The 15,184-nt window shown below is 73.7% G+C and carries 10 protein-coding genes and 1 pseudogene; 7 read left to right on the top strand and 4 right to left on the bottom strand.

What is annotated here, in order from left to right:
* Positions 1-5 precede the first annotated feature (5 nt).
* Positions 6-1,130 (top strand): LLM class flavin-dependent oxidoreductase, encoded by a 1,125-nt coding sequence (locus ACFZBX_RS27600; protein WP_391536486.1) that lies wholly within the window; start codon positions 6-8, stop codon positions 1,128-1,130.
* On the top strand, positions 1,127-1,765 hold the full coding sequence (locus ACFZBX_RS27595; protein WP_391536485.1) for an FMN reductase: 639 nt from the start codon (positions 1,127-1,129) through the stop codon (positions 1,763-1,765). Before ACFZBX_RS27600 ends, ACFZBX_RS27595 begins: the two co-directional genes overlap by 4 nt.
* 66 nt (positions 1,766-1,831) lie before the next feature.
* Here ACFZBX_RS27595 and ACFZBX_RS27590 read toward each other — a convergent pair whose 3' ends face one another.
* Positions 1,832-2,251 (bottom strand): winged helix-turn-helix transcriptional regulator, encoded by a 420-nt coding sequence (locus ACFZBX_RS27590; RefSeq protein WP_391536484.1) that lies wholly within the window; start codon positions 2,249-2,251, stop codon positions 1,832-1,834.
* A gap of 188 nt (positions 2,252-2,439) precedes the next feature.
* Here ACFZBX_RS27590 and ACFZBX_RS27585 point away from each other — a divergent pair, with 188 nt between their 5' ends.
* The 3 genes from ACFZBX_RS27585 to ACFZBX_RS27575 all read left to right on the top strand — a co-directional run bounded on the left by ACFZBX_RS27585 (position 2,440) and on the right by ACFZBX_RS27575 (position 5,861).
* Positions 2,440-3,816, top strand: a complete 1,377-nt coding sequence (locus ACFZBX_RS27585) for an MFS transporter (protein ID WP_391536604.1) — start codon at positions 2,440-2,442, stop codon at positions 3,814-3,816.
* Positions 3,817-4,029: 213 nt separating this feature from the next.
* Positions 4,030-5,064, top strand: coding sequence for a Dyp-type peroxidase (locus ACFZBX_RS27580; RefSeq protein ID WP_391536483.1), 1,035 nt, complete (start codon positions 4,030-4,032; stop codon positions 5,062-5,064).
* Positions 5,061-5,861 carry a family 1 encapsulin nanocompartment shell protein gene (locus ACFZBX_RS27575; protein WP_391536482.1) on the top strand — a complete coding sequence of 267 codons (801 nt, stop codon included), beginning with the start codon at positions 5,061-5,063 and terminating at the stop codon, positions 5,859-5,861. Before ACFZBX_RS27580 ends, ACFZBX_RS27575 begins: the two co-directional genes overlap by 4 nt.
* Before the next feature lie 272 nt (positions 5,862-6,133).
* On the opposite strand, the gene ACFZBX_RS27570 is transcribed toward ACFZBX_RS27575, so the two are convergent.
* Positions 6,134-9,190 carry a tetratricopeptide repeat protein gene (locus ACFZBX_RS27570; RefSeq protein WP_391536481.1) on the bottom strand — a complete coding sequence of 1,019 codons (3,057 nt, stop codon included), beginning with the start codon at positions 9,188-9,190 and terminating at the stop codon, positions 6,134-6,136.
* Between the two features lie 331 nt (positions 9,191-9,521).
* Between ACFZBX_RS27570 and ACFZBX_RS27565 the strand changes: the two genes are divergently transcribed.
* Entirely contained in the window at positions 9,522-11,702 is a 2,181-nt protein-coding gene (locus tag ACFZBX_RS27565; protein ID WP_391536480.1) for an ATP-binding protein, read from the top strand.
* A 1,093-nt stretch (positions 11,703-12,795) separates the two neighbouring features.
* Here ACFZBX_RS27565 and ACFZBX_RS27560 read toward each other — a convergent pair.
* Together ACFZBX_RS27560 and ACFZBX_RS27555 are read right to left on the bottom strand one after the other, a co-directional pair.
* The gene (locus ACFZBX_RS27560) at positions 12,796-13,356 is read right to left on the bottom strand and encodes a hypothetical protein (protein WP_391536479.1); all 561 of its coding nucleotides are present in this window, start codon (positions 13,354-13,356) and stop codon (positions 12,796-12,798) included.
* Positions 13,353-14,711, bottom strand: a complete 1,359-nt coding sequence (locus ACFZBX_RS27555; RefSeq protein WP_391536478.1) for a hypothetical protein — start codon at positions 14,709-14,711, stop codon at positions 13,353-13,355. Before ACFZBX_RS27555 ends, ACFZBX_RS27560 begins: the two co-directional genes overlap by 4 nt.
* A gap of 347 nt (positions 14,712-15,058) precedes the next feature.
* On the opposite strand from ACFZBX_RS27555, the pseudogene ACFZBX_RS27550 reads away from it, so the two are divergent.
* Positions 15,059-15,184 (top strand): annotated as a pseudogene (locus tag ACFZBX_RS27550) (electron transfer flavoprotein subunit beta); the annotation flags it as partial.

Raw genomic sequence — 15,184 nt, 5'->3', positions numbered from 1 at the left:
GCAACATGCAGTTCGGAATCTTCACCGTCGGCGATGTCACCCCCGACCCGACCACCGGCCGCACCCCGACCGAGCACGAGCGGATCAAGGCCACCGTGGCCATCGCCCGCAAGGCGGAGGAGGTCGGCCTGGACGTCTTCGCGACCGGAGAGCACCACAACCCGCCGTTCGTGCCGTCCTCGCCGACCACCCTGCTCGGCTACATAGCCGCGCAGACCGACCGCATCATCCTCTCCACCTCGACCACGCTGATCACCACCAACGACCCGGTGAAGATCGCCGAGGACTACGCGGTGCTCCAGCACCTCGCCGACGGCCGGGTGGACCTGATGATGGGCCGCGGCAACACCGGACCGGTCTACCCGTGGTTCGGCAAGGACATCCGCCAGGGCATCCCGCTCGCGATCGAGAACTACGCGCTGCTGCACCAGCTGTGGCGCGAGGACGTGGTCGACTGGTCGGGCCGCTTCCGCACCCCGCTGCAGTCGTTCACGGCCACCCCGCGCCCGCTCGACGGCGTCCCGCCGTTCGTCTGGCACGGCTCGATCCGCAGCCCCGAGATCGCCGAGCAGGCCGCCTACTACGGCGACGGCTTCTTCGCGAACAACATCTTCTGGCCCAAGGAGCACTTCCAGAAGCTGATCAACCTCTACCGGGAGCGCTACGCCCACTACGGGCACGGCACCCCCGAGCAGGCCGTCGTGGGCCTCGGCGGCCAGGTGTTCATGCGCAGGAACTCGCAGGACGCGGTGCGCGAGTTCCGCCCGTACTTCGACAACGCGCCGGTGTACGGACACGGCCCGTCGCTGGAGGAGTTCACCGACCAGACCCCGCTCACCGTCGGCAGCCCGCAGGAGGTCATCGAGAAGACGCTGGGCTTCCGCGAGACCTTCGGCGACTACCAGCGCCAGCTGTTCCTGATGGACCACGCCGGCCTGCCGCTGAAGACCGTGCTGGAGCAGCTCGACCTGCTCGGCGAGGAGGTCGTGCCGGTGCTGCGCGAGGAGTTCGCCAAGGGCCGCCCGGCCGGCGTCCCCGACGCGCCGACCCACGCCTCGCTGGTCGCGGCCGACCGCGCCCGCCGGGAGCAGCAGAGCGACACCGAGGAGAACGTGGAGGTGGCCAAGTGACCGCGTACCGGCTGGCGGTGGTCAGCGCCGGACTGAGCAAGCCGTCCTCGACGCGCCTGCTCGCGGACCGGTTGGCCGATGCGACGGCCCGCCGGCTCGGCGCCGACGGACGCGAGGTGGAGGTGACGGTGATCGAACTGCGCGACCTCGCCACCGACATCGCGCACAACTTCGTCACCGGCTTCCCCGGCGCCGCGCTGCGCGAGGCGATCGGGACGGTCACCCGCGCCGACGGGCTGATCGCGGTGACGCCGATCTTCACCGCCTCCTACAGCGGGCTGTTCAAGTCGTTCTTCGACGTGATCGACCCCGATGTGCTCAGCGGCAAGCCGGTGCTGATCGCCGCCACCGGCGGCACGCCCCGGCACTCGCTGGCGCTGGAGCACGCCGTCCGGCCGCTGTTCGGCTACCTGCGCTCGGTGGTCGTCCCGACCGCGGTCTACGCGGCCACCGACGACTGGGGCACCACCGGCGACCGGCTCACCGACGGGCTCCCCGGTCGGATCGACCGGGCCGCCGGCGAACTCGCCGGGCTGCTCGCCGGCCGCGCCCCCAGCGGGCCGGCGGCGGACGGCGGGGCCCAGGAGGAGACCGTGGTCCCGTTCGCCGAGCAGCTCGCGGCCCTGCGGGCCTGACGGCGGGGGCGGACGGCGCACGACGAGCAAGGGGCGGGCCCGGGAGGCCCGCCCCTTCGCGCGTCCTCAGCCCACCCGGGCGTCGTACGCGGCCCGGGCCGCCGCGATCTCGCGCTGATGCGTCTCCGTCCAGGTGACCAGCGACCGGACGGTCTCGTGCAGCGTCCGCCCCAGCGGCGTCAGGGCGTACTCCACCCGGGGCGGCACCACCGGGTGCACCGTACGCTCGACCAGCCCGTCACGCTCCAGCTGCCGCAGCGTGACGGTCAGCATCCGCTGGCTGATCCCGTGGATCTCCCGCCGAAGCTCGGTGAAGCGCAGCGAACCGCGGTCCAGCAGCGCGATCACCAGCAGCGACCACTTGTCGGCGATCCGGTCGAGGATCTGCCGGACCTCGCAGTCCTCCCGGGTGTCCCACTGGAGCACGTCGTAGTCGTCCTCGGTAACCGCGCAGTGCGTCGGTGACTTCAAAGTGCCTTCTTCCATGCCTCCTGATGCTGCCTCAGGATGGCAGTGGTTACAAGAGGGAACCGACCGGACGAGGGGGAACCGCCCCGTCCGGCCTCCTCACCCCCCCAGCGCACTCCCAGGAGACCTCCGTGTCCGCGTCCTCAGTCGTGCCCGAAACCGGTACGCCCGTCCCCGTGCCCACCGCCGGACCCCCGTCGTCCCGCCTGACCGGCCGCGAGACCGCCGTCCTGCTCGTCCTGTGCGGCGCGATCTTCCTGGAGGGCGTCGACGTCGCCATGCTCAACGTGGCGCTCCCGTCGATCCGCACCGACCTCGGCATGGGCACCGGCTCGCTCAGCTGGGTGCTGAGCGCCTACGTGCTCGGCTACGGCGGCTTCATGCTGCTCGGCGGCCGCACCGCCGACCTGCTCGGACGGCGCCGGATGTTCCTGTTCTGGCTCACCGTCTTCGTCCTCTTCTCCGGCCTCGGCGGCCTCGCCACCGCCCCCTGGGTGCTCATCCTGGCCCGCTTCGCCACCGGCCTCGCCGCCGCCTTCATGACACCCGCAGGACTGGCGATCATCACCACCGCCTTCGCCGAGGGCCCGCGCCGCAACCGGGCGCTGCTCCTCTACGCGGGCACCGCCGCCGCCGGCTTCTCGCTCGGCCTGGTCGCCGGCGGCCTGCTCACCGCGATCAGCTGGCGCTGGGTCTTCTTCGCCCCGGTGCTGCTCGCCGGCGGCCTGCTGCTCGCCGCCCTGCCGCTGCTCCCGCGTGACCGGCCGGCCGCCCGCCGCCCCGGCGAGCGCTTCGACCTGGCCGGCGCCGCCACCGCCACCGGCGCCATGCTGCTGCTGGTCCACACGGTGGTCCGGATCGGCGAACCGGCCGCCTCCGCCGTGCCGACCGTCGCCGAACTGCTCGGGGGACTGGCCCTGCTGGCCGCCTTCGTCGCCGTCGAACGACGCTGCGCCGCACCGCTGGTGCGCCTCGGCCTGCTGCGCTCCGGCCCGCTGCTGCGCGCCAACCTCGGTGCGCTGCTGTTCGCCGGCTCCTTCTTCGGCTTCCAGTTCACCGCCACCCTCTACCTCCAGGACCTGCGCGGCTGGACCCCGCTGCAGACCGGCCTCGCGCTGCTCGCCATCGGCGTGGACGCGGTGCTCGCGCCGACCCTCACGCCCCGTCTGGTGGAGCGGTTCGGCACCGTCCGGGTGATCCTCGGCGGCTTCGTCCTGGCGGCGGTGTCCTACGCGCTGTTCCTGCCGGTCGGCATGGACTGGAGCTACCCGATGATGTTCCCGACCATGATCCTCACCGGTCTGGCCTTCGCCCTCGCCTACGGGCCGCTGACCATCGCCGCCACCGACGGCGTCGCCGAGGAGGAGCAGGGGCTGGCCGGCGGGCTGCTCAACACCGCCTTCCAGTTCGGCGCGGCGCTCGGCCTCTCGGCGGTCACCGCCGTCCACCTGGCCGCCACCGGCTCCGGGCAGTCCGGGCTGGAGGGCTTCCGGACGGCCCTGGTGGTCCCGGTCGCCGCGGTCACCCTCGGCGCCGTCATCACCGCCCTCGGCGTGCGCCGCCGGCGCGCCACCGCGTCCTGAGCGCCCCGATCGCCCCGGCCGCCCCGAACGACCCGACCGTCCGCCCCGTCAGGACCCGTCGGGCCCCTCACCGGTGAACCCCGGTGAGGGGCCGTCCCCTTTCCGCCTCCCGCTTCCCCTCCCACTACCCGCTCGGCCTGCCGACCGCGCCGAAATGTCCGCTCCGGGGTGTAATCGTACGGATGATCAGACCCCGGAGACCGGAGTCCGCCGATGCCGCAGCCCGTCCTCACCCCGCTCACCAGCGCCGCGATCTTCCTCGTCCTCACCGTCGACTCCGGTGGCGAACCCGCCGTCCGGGCCCTGCTGCCCGACCTGGCGGGCCTGCGCCGGGCGGTCGGCTTCCGCGCCCCCGAGGCCGGCCTGACCTGCGTCACCGGAATCGGCTCGGACGCCTGGGACCGGCTCTTCGACGGCCCCCGCCCGGCCGGGCTGCACCCCTTCCGGGAGATCACCGGCGCCCGCCACCGGGCCCCGTCCACCCCCGGCGACCTGCTGTTCCACCTGCGCGCCGCCCGGATGGACCTCTGCTTCGAACTCGCCGGCCAGCTCACCAACCGCCTCGCCGGCGCCGCCACCGTGGTCGACGCCGTGCACGGCTTCCGCTACTTCGACGACCGTGACCTGCTGGGCTTCGTCGACGGCACCGAGAACCCGGAAGGCCGGGCCGCGGCGGACGCCGTCCTGATCGGCGCGGAGGACCCGGAGTTCGCGGGCGGCAGCTATGTGATCGTCCAGAAGTACCTGCACGACCTGGCGGCCTGGAACCGCCTCCCCGTCGAGGCGCAGGAACGCGCGGTCGGCCGCACCAAGCTCACCGACATCGAGCTCGCCGACGACGTCAAGCCCGCCGACTCGCACGTCGCGCTGACCTCGGTCACCGGCCCGGACGGCGAGGAGCTGCAGATCATGCGGTTCAACATGGCGTTCGGCTCGTTCGCCGGGGGCGGGGAGTTCGGGACGTACTTCATCGGCTACTCGCGCACGCCGGCGGTGACCGAGGAGATGCTGGAGAACATGTTCGTCGGCCGCCCGCCCGGCGCCCACGACCGCCTGCTCGACTTCTCCGTCGCGGCCACCGGGACCCTGTTCCACGTCCCGACCGCCGACTTCCTGGACGCCCCGCCGCCCGCGCCGTCCGCGGCCGCGTCCACCGCCGCCGAGTCCGTCACCGCGCTCGTCCCGTCCGCTGTCTCCTCCGACGGCTCCCTCGCCATCGGCAGCCTGAAAGGCACCCCCGCGCCATGAACAACCTGCACCGCGAGCTCGCCCCCGTCTCCGCCGCGGCCTGGGCGGAGATCGAGGAGGAGGCCAGGCAGACCTTCAAGCTCCACCTCGCCGGCCGCCGCGTCGTCGACCTGAGCGGCCCCGACGGCCCCGCTCTCGCGGCCGTCGGCACCGGCCACCTCACCGCCATCGACCCGCCCAACCCCGGCGTCCAGGCCCACGCCCGCGAGGTGCGGCCGCTGGTCGAGCTCCGGGTGCCCTTCGCGGTCGACCGCTCGGCCGTGGACGACGTCGAACGCGGCTCCCGGGACAGCGACTGGCAGCCGGTCAAGGACGCCGCCCGCACCCTCGCCCTCACCGAGGACCGCGCCGTCTTCGACGGCTACCCCGCCGCCGCCATCGAGGGCATCCGAGCCGCCGCCACCAACCCCGCCGTCCCGCTCCCGGCGGACGTCCGCGAATACCCGGAGGCCGTGAGCCGCGCCCTCACCACCCTCCGCCTGGCCGGAGTCGGCGGCCCCTACGCCCTCCTCCTGGGCGCCGACGCCTACACCGCCGTCAACGAGACCTCCGACCACGGCTACCCCGTCGCCAGCCACATCGCCCGCCTCCTCGACGGCGAACTCATCTGGGCCCCCGCCATCGAGGGCGCCCTCCTCCTCTCCACCCGCGGCGGCGACTTCGAACTCCACCTCGGCCAGGACGTCAGCGTCGGCTACCTCTCCCACACCCCCGACACCGTCAACCTGTACCTGACCGAAACCTTGACAGCCCGCCTCCTCACCCCCGAGGCCGCCGTCCCCCTGACCACTCCCTGACCCCCCACCAACACCACGGGGCCGGTGCGAACCCGCACCGGCCCCACGCTGCTGCTCAGCATCAGCACCAAATGGCGATGTCCCAGACGGGTGTCCCACCGAAACCGGCGGTGAGCGAGAGCGTGAGGGCAGCTGCAATGACGATCTTGAACAAGTCGACCACACATTTCTGCGGTAGGTGCTAAGTCGTTCGTTGTGCGGATCAGCAAATCAGGTCGGGCGCGCCTGAGCAAATCGCGCTTGAGTTCGTAGATATGGGGGTGATAAACATACTATTCCGCGACAGAATCTTCACGTACACGGCGCGCCTGTGCGAGTGCCTGTCGGGCCAGTGCGGCCTCGTCGGCCGCCTTGATGTGGTCGGCCAGGGCGACGGCTTCGTGGAGGAGCGCGACGGCCGGGTCCGGGGCGCCGAGTGCCAGTTCGCAGCTCGCGAGTCCGCGCAGGGCCGCCGTCTCCTCGCGGGCCGCGCCGACCGATCGGGCCAACTCCCTTGCGATGGCGTACTGGTCGCGGGCGTCGGCCGGGCGGTCGGTGGCGAGGAGGGCGCCGGCCAGGCTGTTCAGGGCGTTCGCCTCGTGCCGGATGCTTCCGGTCGAGCGGAACGTCGCCAGTGCCGACCGGTACAGGGCGACGGCCCGGTCGAACTGCCCGGGCATCGGGAGCGAGGCCGCCAGGTTGAGATGCACCACGGCGAGGTCGAACGGGGAGATCGAGTCGCCCGCGATGAGAAGTACGCGCTCGAAGTATTTACGCGCGGCCGCGTGGTCGTTGATTCCCAGGTGGAGATCCCCGAGATTGTTCCGGATTCGCAATTCCAGGGTTCGGTCATGGAATCGAACGGCCAGCGGGAGGGCGGTCTCGTAGGCGGCGAGCGCTCTTTCCCGGTTTCCCAGGGAGTTCTCTATGGTGCCGATGTTCGCGAGGCAGCGCGCGGTGTTCCAGAGGTCGCCGCCCTCTCTTCGGATCCGCAGCGCCTCCTCCTGGCGGGCCAGCGCCTCGGGCAGGGAACTCTGGTGCCACAGCAGGCTTCCGAGCAGGCTCAGGGCCTCCGCCGTGGCGTCGGGGTCCTGTTCGGTGCGGGCGAGGGTGAGGCCGCGGTCGAGGGCCTCGAAGGCGGCGGGGTAGCGGGAGGCGTTGGTGAGGGTGGCGCCGAGGTCGATGAGGGCGCGGGCCTCGCAGCGGTCGTTCGCCGCCGAACGCCAGTGGGCGGCGGCGGCCCGGTGCATGTCGTGGGCCTCGCTCCAGTAGGCCTGGGCGTCCAGGCGGCCGGCCAGCACGTGGGCCAGCCAGGCGGCGGCCTCCGGGTGGCGGGTGGCGCGGGCGTGGGAGGCGAGGGCGGTCAGGGCGGCCTGTTCGGTGTCCAGCCAGTCCCGTGCCGACTCCTGCGAATCGAGGTCAAGGTCGTACAACAACGTTTCCATTCCCGGTAATTGGCGAAAATCCGGGAGAGGGAGGCGTGAACGCCGGGGATAGAGCAGCCGGTCCGCCTGGTCGGCCGCGTGCAGCATGAATCCGAGCAACCGCCGCAGGGCCGCCCCGCCCTCCTCCTCGGCGCCTTCGTCCCGCATCAGGGCGAGCGCGTAATCCCGCAGCAGATCGTGGAGCTGGTACCGCTCGGGCGAATTCTCCTGCACCAGGTGGCAGTGCAGCAGCGCCTCCAGCAGGTGGTCCGTCTCGTCGACCGGGCGGCCGAGCAGTGCCGCCGCCGCGTGCAGGCCGATGTCCGGTCCGGGGTGGGCGCCGAGCAGCCGGAAGGCCTCCTGCTGGTCGGCCGGCAGCGAGCGGTAGGACATCTCGAAGGCGCGCGCGACGCTCTCCGTGTCGTGCCGGATCTCGGCGAGCCGGCCGGTCTTGCGGGAGAGCCGCAGGGCGAGGTGGTCCAGGGTCCAGGACGGCCGCGCCTTGAACCGGCTGGCGGCGATCTCGATGGCCAGCGGCAGCAGCCCGCAGCCCTCGACGATCTCGACGATCCGGCTTCGGTCGTCGGCGCGCTCCCGTCCGACCACCGAGATGAACAGGGCGACCGCGTCGTCCACCGACAGGAGGTCGAGGAAGACCGGTCTGGAGCCCGGGAGTTCGGCGAGCCGGCGGCGACTGGTGACGAGGATCAGCGCGGCGGGCGCGGTCGGCAGCAGTGGCCGCAGCTGTGCGGCGGTCGCCGCGTCGTCCAGCACGACGACCGCCCGCCGGGTGGCGAGCACCTCGGCGCAGAGCGCGAACAGCTCCTCGCTGTCGAGCGGGATGGTGGTGGCCGGCACGCCGAGCCGGCGCAGCAGCGCGGTGGCGACCGCCTGGGGCGCGAGCGGTCTCCGGTTGACCGCGTGGGCGCCGAGGTTGAGGTGGACGTACCCCTCGGGGAACCGGCCGCGCATCAGGTGCGCGGCGTGCAGCGCCAGGGTGGTCTTGCCGACCCCGGCCATGCCGAGGATCGCCGAGACGGTCACCACGCCGCCCTGTTCGACGGCCTCCTCGGCACCCCCGAGCAGCCGGCGCAGGTCGTCCCGCCGACCGATCAGACGGCGCCCCGCCGCGGCGGTCGGCGGGCCGCCGGAGCGCTGGGCGGGGGAGGGACGCGGCGCGACGGGCGTGCGGCCGGACGGTTCGGTGAGCGGGTCGCCGGCGAGCATCCGCTCGTGCAGCCGGACGAGGGCCTCGCCGGGGCCGGTGCCGAGGTCGGCGCGCAGCCGGCGGACGACGGCGGGGTAGACGGTGAACGCCTCCACCTGCCGGCCGGCGCCGTGCAGCGCGACCAGCAGGTGGGCGGCGACCCGCTCGTCGGTGGGGCGTTCCTCGTGCAGGGCGGTGAGTTCGGGGACGACCTCGCCGAACCGGCCGAGCCGCAGGTCGATCTCGATCCGGAGCAGGGTGGTGGCCAGACGCTGGTCGGTCATGGTGGCGCGGGTGGACTGGGCCCAGCTGCCGGGCAGGCCCGCGAGCGGCTCGCCGCGCCAGATTTCCTCGGCCCGGCCCAGTACCGTACGGGCCTGGATGTCGTCGCCGTTCTCGGTGAGTTGGCGGGCATGACGGGAGAGGTCGACAAAGCGCCAATAGTCGATCAATTGGCGATCGGCATGAAGCGTATACGTGTGCGATCGGCTCTTGATGGTCGGGGCGTCGCGGGCCGCGCCGTGCCCCTCGTCGTCGGCGGCCTCTCGCAGCTGCCTCCGAATGCGGGAGACAACGGTGTAGATGCCGGTCACCGCGCTGGGCGGAGGCTCCTCGTCCCACAGCCGGTTGGCCAGCGCCTCGCGGCCGAGCGGGCGGCCGACGTCCAGTGCCAGGGCGGCCAGCAGCAGCCGTCCCTGGTCCGTGCGAATTGCCGACAACTCGCCGTTCACCGAAAGTTCAACCGAACCCAGAAGGTGGAACTCCATTGTGACGCCCCCCGCCGGTTGGCTACCAGCTTGCCGTGTCGCAGGGAGCATCCCACGATTGCGGGGGCGTCATCCATACCGTGTCCCGCTGTACGGGGAGGCGTTATTGACACTAAACCCGGTCCGGCCGAGCCTCATGTGATATGGGAGTACCGCCGATTGTCGCACCACAGCGGCAACTCCCGTCACTTCTGTCCATCGTTCTACGGTTGGGGGAGCCAGTGGAGCCGGATCGGTTCGCGGCACCGGGAGTTCGGCATCGAAGCTCCGGCGGGAGCGGCCGATGAGAGAGGCGGACGGCACCTGCGAACCGCAGCACCCGCACGCCCCTCGGGAGCCCTCGCACCCCGGGGCGCACAACTCGGTATCCGGCACCCGGGTCGGCGGCTCGGTCGTCCAGGCCGGGGAGATCCACCAGTTGACCGTCTACGGCCAGAGCACCCCGCCGCCCGCCGCCCCGGCGCTCCCGGTGCCCCGCCAACTCCCTCCGACACCACGGCGATTGGTCGGGCGGGACGCCGATCTGGAGGCCCTGGACCGGGAGTTGGGCGACTCGCCGGACGGCGCCGCCGACGTCACCGTGGTCGTCACCGGCCCGGCCGGCGTCGGCAAGACCGCGCTCGCCGCCAAGTGGCTGCGCCGCGTCGCCGACCGCTTCCCGGACGGCCAGCTCTACGCCGACCTGCGCGGCCACGCGCCCGGCGGACCCACCGACCCGGTCGAGGCGCTCGGCGGCTTCCTGCGCGCCTTCGGCATCGCCCCGGTACCGCGCGGCCTCGCCGAGGTCGCCGCGCTCTGGCGCTCGCTCGCCGCCGAACGCCGGATCGCCGTCCTGCTCGACAACGCCTCCACCGCCGCCCAGGTCCGCCCGCTGCTGCCCGGTTCGGAACACGCCGTGGTCGTCGTCACCAGCCGCCGCCGGCTCACCGGACTCGGCATAGACGGCGCCGTGTTCCGGCCGGTCGACGTGCTCTCCGACGACGCCTCGGTGCAACTGCTCGCCCAGCGGGTCGGCGCCGACCGGGTGGCCCGCGAGGAGGACGCCGCCGCCCTCGTGGTGCAGCGCTGCGGCCGGCTCCCGCTCGCCGTCTGCCTGGCGGCCGCCCGGATCGCCGCCCGCCCGGTCCAGCCGCTCGCCGCCACCGCCGCGGCGCTGGGCCACGAGTCCGAGGGGATCGCCGCGCTCGACGTCGAGGGGGAAGCCGTGCGGCACGCACTGGACGCGTCGTTCGCGGTGCTCGGGGCCGACGCGGTCCGGCTGTACCGGCTGCTGGGCCTGCTGCCGTTTCCCGTCTTCACCCTCGACGTGGTCTGCGCGGTCGCGGGCCTGGAGCCCGCCGAGGCCGACCGTCTGCTCGGCGGACTCATCGACGTCCACCTGCTGGAGGAGATGAAGGATGGTTTCCGCTTCCACGACCTGGTGAAGCTCCACGCCCGGGCCCGCGCCGACGAGGTGCGCGAGCAGCCGGAGGGACGGGCCGCCGTCGACCGCGTCTTCGACTGGTACCTCGCCTCCGCCACCGCCGCCGAGGCGCTGCTGAGCCCCAGCCACCGCAGCCTGCGCCGCGACTACACTAGCCAACCGGTGCAGGGCGTACGGGAGTTCGCGGACGAGCCGGACGCCGTCCGGTGGCTCGACGCGGAGACCGGCCGGCTCGCCGAGACCGTCCGCTGGGCCGCCCGAACCGGCCGGGCCGCCACCGCGTGGCAACTGGTCGACGCCATGTGGCCGCTGTTCCTGCGGCTGCGCCCGGCCCGGCTGTGGATCGAGGCCCACCGGATCGGCCGCACCGCCGCCCGTACCGACGGCGACCCGGACGGCCGGCTGCGGATGCTCACCTCCGGCGGCACCGGTCTGCGCAACGCGGGGGAGGGGGACCGGGCCGCCGAGTGGTTCACCGAGGCACTCCACCTGGCCCGCGAGGCCGGCCGGCCGCTCGCCGAGGCCGACGCCCTCTACGGCCTGAGCCAGACCCACCGCACGGCGGGCCGGCTCGCCGAGGCGGCCGACTGCCTGCGCACGACGGCCGGGCTGCGCGAGGCCGAGGGCTACCTCCGCGGCACCGCGCTCGCCCGCCTCGCGCTCGGCGACGTCCTGCTCGCGGACGGCCGCGCCGCCGAGGCCGTCCCCTTCATCACCGAAGCCCACCGCGACCTCCTCGCCGTCCCCGCCGCGTACGAGGCGGCCCGCGCGCTCGCCTTCCTCGGCCAGGCCCACGCCGCCCTCGGCGCCCACGACGAGGCCGCCCGGTGCTACGCGACCGCACTCACGGAGTTCCGCACGGGCGGCGCCCGCCACTGGGAGGCCCGCGTCCTCGAACTCACCGGTGACCTCGCCCGCACCCGCGGCGACCTGACCGCAGCAGCCACCCACTACCGCGAGTCCCTGTCCCACTACGAGGCCCTCTCCGCCCCCGACACCACCCGCCTAACCGCGGCCCTCAGTGCCGTGTCCGATCAGTAGTGGCGGCTGGTTGGGGGCTTGGTCTGTGTTCTGCGCTCCGGTGATCACCGGGCCTTGCTGCCCTGTCCGGTTGGCGAGGTGTGGGGCCCCGGTGGTGGTGGCGGGGGTGTGGCCTCCGGCCCGGGTACCGCCCGGCTACTGGGGCCTTCGGTGCCGTGTCCGATCAGTGGTGGCGATTGGTTGGGGGGCTTGGTCTCCGGTGATCACCGGGCCTTGCCGCTCTGCCCGGTTGGCGAGGTGTGGGGCCCCGGTGGTGGTGGCGGGGGTGTGGCCTCCGGCCCGGGTACCGCCCGGCTAACGGGGCTCTCGGTGCCGTGTCCGATCAGTGGTGGCGATTGGTTGGGGGGCTTGGTCTCCGGTGATCACCGGGCCTTGCCGCTCTGCCCGGTTGGCGAGGTGTGGGGCCCCGGTGGTGGTGGCGGGGGTGTGGCCTCCGGCCCGGGTACCGCCCGGCTAACGGGGCTCTCGGTGCCGTGTCCGATCAGTGGTGGCGATTGGTTGGGGGGCTTGGTCTCCGGTGATCACCGGGCCTTGCCGCTCTGCCCGGTTGGCGAGGCATGGGGCCCCTGGCAGTGCTGGCGCGGGCGTGGCGTACGGCCTCCGCCCGGCATCGCCCGTATCACCGCCGCCCTCAGGGCCCCGCCCGACCGTAGCGGCCGGGTTGGGGCACACCCTGTCAGCCAACGAGATGTGGGTTTGGCCCATGTCGGCCCGGTGGTCGGGGTCCTGGGAGGTCGTCGGCGTCGGCAGCCGGGGGCGAGGTGTAGGGCCTGGCTGTCGAGGGGTCGGGTTGCGGGTTGACCCGGCCACGGTGCGGTGTGGTGGTGGGTGCGCCTTGTCGGGCGGTGAGAACGGCCCCGGCGCGACAGTTCGGGTCTGTACGCCCGTGCCGGGTGGCGACAACGGGAAGGTGCGGGGCCTGGCTGTTGCATGGGCCGGTGGCGGGGTGTGGGGCTGCGTCGGTGGGGCGGTGGTGTCGGCGCCGGCCCGATGGCTGGGGTCTGTTCGTGCCGTGGGGCAGTGGCAACTGAGTGGCGAAGCGCGGGCCCCGGCCGCCCCGCCCCGCACCCGGCGGGGCGGCCGGCCCCCGGCCTCAACCTGCCAGGGGGCAGGTGAGGCAGGGGGGTTGGGAGGTGTAGGCCGAGGCGGTCAGGGTGGTGATCTCGGTGAGGGTGCGGCCGGCGGCCAGCCAGGTGTGGGCGAGGGAGCCGACGGCGAGCCGTTGTGCGGGCGAGGGCGGGCCGCTGCTCCCAGGGCGGGGCCGGAGTACCAGCCGGCCGCCCGTCCGGGTCAGCACGAGCAGCGTGCCGCCCTCGCCGTCGGCGGTGGCGACCGCGCAGCCGGGGTGGGCCCGCAGGACGGCGGCGAGCCGCTCGCGGGCCCGGCCGGGGGCGGTGGTGCCGAGGTGGAGCACGTCGGCGTGGTGGCGCCAGCGGACGGCGTCGGGGTCGGCGAGGTCGAGCGCCAGGTGCTCGTCGACGAACGCCCGGGTCAGCGGCCCGCCGGACCGGCCGGCCGGACGACGGGTGGCGAGCAGCCCGTGGCAGACCCCGGCGGGGGAGTGGATGCGGGCCTCGAAGTGCGTGCCGGGCGCCCCGGCCGAGGGCGACGGGCCGTCGGCCGGGGCGAGTCGCACGGTGTGCAGCGCGGTCACCCGTCCTCCCGTCCGGCCCGTCCGGCCCCGCCGTCCAGGCTCGCCCGTCCGGCCCGCGCGACCTCGTCGCCCCCCGGCCACAGCGGCGCGGGCAGCGGCAGCGCGGGCGGCTCCGGCAGGTGGGCGGGTTCGCCCAGCCCGAGGACGCGGTAGAGCAGCCGCCGCATCCGCCGGTCGAACGCGCCCGGCCGGGAGGTGATCCGCGCCGCGATGGCCGCGTACTCCTCCCGCCGGTACTGCTCGGCGGCGTAGCCGAGCTGGGCGGTGAGCGGATGGGACGGGCTGAGCGCCGGGGCGGTGCGGGCGAGCAGGGCGCCGGGTGAGCGCGGGTTGACGTCCCGGTGCGGGTACTCGGCGAGCAGGATCGGCGCGCCGGTCATGGTGCCGTAGAGGGTGACCGAGCCGTGGTCGCCGATGACGAAGTCGGCGGCGACCAGCAGCGGGCGCCAGTCCTCCTCGGGCGCGAGCACGGTGACCGCGCCGCGCGCGGTGGCCGTCGCCCACGACCGGACCGCCCACGGGCTGTGCGCGGCGGCCACATTGGGGTGGACCAGCAGCGCGGTGCGGTAGCCGTGCCGGGGCAGTTCGGCGGCCAGCCGGGGCAGCACCGCGTCGAGCCGGGTGAACAGCGAGCCGCTGCCCCAGGTGGAGCAGACCAGTACCAGCCGTTCGCCGGGCCGCAGCCCGAGCGCGGCGCGGTACCGCTCGCGGGCGGGCAGGGCGGCGGCGATCCGGTCGTAGCAGCCGTCGCCGACCACCTCGGTGATCGGCAGCGCCTCCGGGCAGCCGCGGACGAGTTCGGCGCGCTCGTCCTCGTGGGCGAGCGCGTACGCGGCGGGCACCAGCCGGCCGCGCCAGGTGACGTACTCGGGTCCCAGCCCGGCCACCGTGCGCCCGGCGCCGGCCCCCGCCGGCGACAGCTTGATGTGCCCGGCCCCGTGCGGCAGTCGGACCAGCGGGCCGCGCAGCCGCTCCAGGCCCTGCGACCCGGCGGCCAGCACCAGGTCGAACTCCCGCCGGACGGCCTCCGCCCAGGGCAGCACGGTGCCCCCGAGCCGCCGGACGTGGGCCGCCGCACCCCCGTTGAACGCGTGCGGCGCCACCGTGAACTGGACGTGCACCCGCAGGTCCGCGGCGAGCAGCGGATAGATGTCGTGCAGCCGCTGGCCATAGACCATCGAGTGGACGACGACCAGCACCTCCTTGCAGTCGGTGAGCGTGGCCCACGGGCCCACCGGGCGCGCCGTGCCCCCGTCGCACCCGTCGGCCCGGCCGTGCTGCTCCTCCGGCAGGTGCTCCCCGCCGGACCGTTCCCCGTGGTTGACTTCGTCGACTTCCCCGTGCACCAAGGTCATGTCGTTCCCCCTCCTTGATCCCGGACCGGGGCCCCGGTTCTCGGCGGCCCCGGCGGGTCTCTGCCCGGGCGTTCTGGCGGATTCCATGACGGCTCCTGGCCGGTCTTGCACAAACCTTGCAGCGCCCTCGCCGCCGCTCCCGGAGCGCCGGAAGGCGGCAAAGGGTACTGAGTTCCTTTACGAGGGGTACTGAGTGCCGTATTGTCTCGGGAGAGCCTCGGAGACTGTCGAGGGGAGCCGACGGGCCGGATCGGGACAAGCGCCGATCTGGCACTCAGTACCCTCGGCGCGACAGGGGCCGTGGACCAGTGCATCCGACCAGTGCACCCGTACCAGGAGAACCGCTCATGAGCTTGAGGATCGTTGTCTGTGTGAAGCACGTGCCGGACGCGACGGGTGACCGTCGTTTCTCGGACGATCACACCACCGACCGGGAGGGCGTGGACGGCCTTCTGTCGGAGCTGGACGAGTAC

The organism is Kitasatospora sp. NPDC008115 (assembly GCF_042957205.1).
GTDB lineage: Bacteria > Actinomycetota > Actinomycetes > Streptomycetales > Streptomycetaceae > Kitasatospora.
Note: the sequence above shows the minus strand (reverse complement) of the source record. Positions and strands in the feature narration are given on the sequence as shown.

Coding starts and splice junctions, on each gene's coding strand:
- ACFZBX_RS27600 (WP_391536486.1), top strand. CDS start 6: ATGCAGTTCGGAATCTTCACCGTCGGCGATGTCACCCCCGACCCGACC.
- ACFZBX_RS27590 (WP_391536484.1), bottom strand. CDS start 2,251: ATGGAAGAAGGCACTTTGAAGTCACCGACGCACTGCGCGGTTACCGAG.
- ACFZBX_RS27580 (WP_391536483.1), top strand. CDS start 4,030: ATGCCGCAGCCCGTCCTCACCCCGCTCACCAGCGCCGCGATCTTCCTC.
- ACFZBX_RS27575 (WP_391536482.1), top strand. CDS start 5,061: ATGAACAACCTGCACCGCGAGCTCGCCCCCGTCTCCGCCGCGGCCTGG.
- ACFZBX_RS27565 (WP_391536480.1), top strand. CDS start 9,522: ATGAGAGAGGCGGACGGCACCTGCGAACCGCAGCACCCGCACGCCCCT.
- ACFZBX_RS27555 (WP_391536478.1), bottom strand. CDS start 14,711: ATGACCTTGGTGCACGGGGAAGTCGACGAAGTCAACCACGGGGAACGG.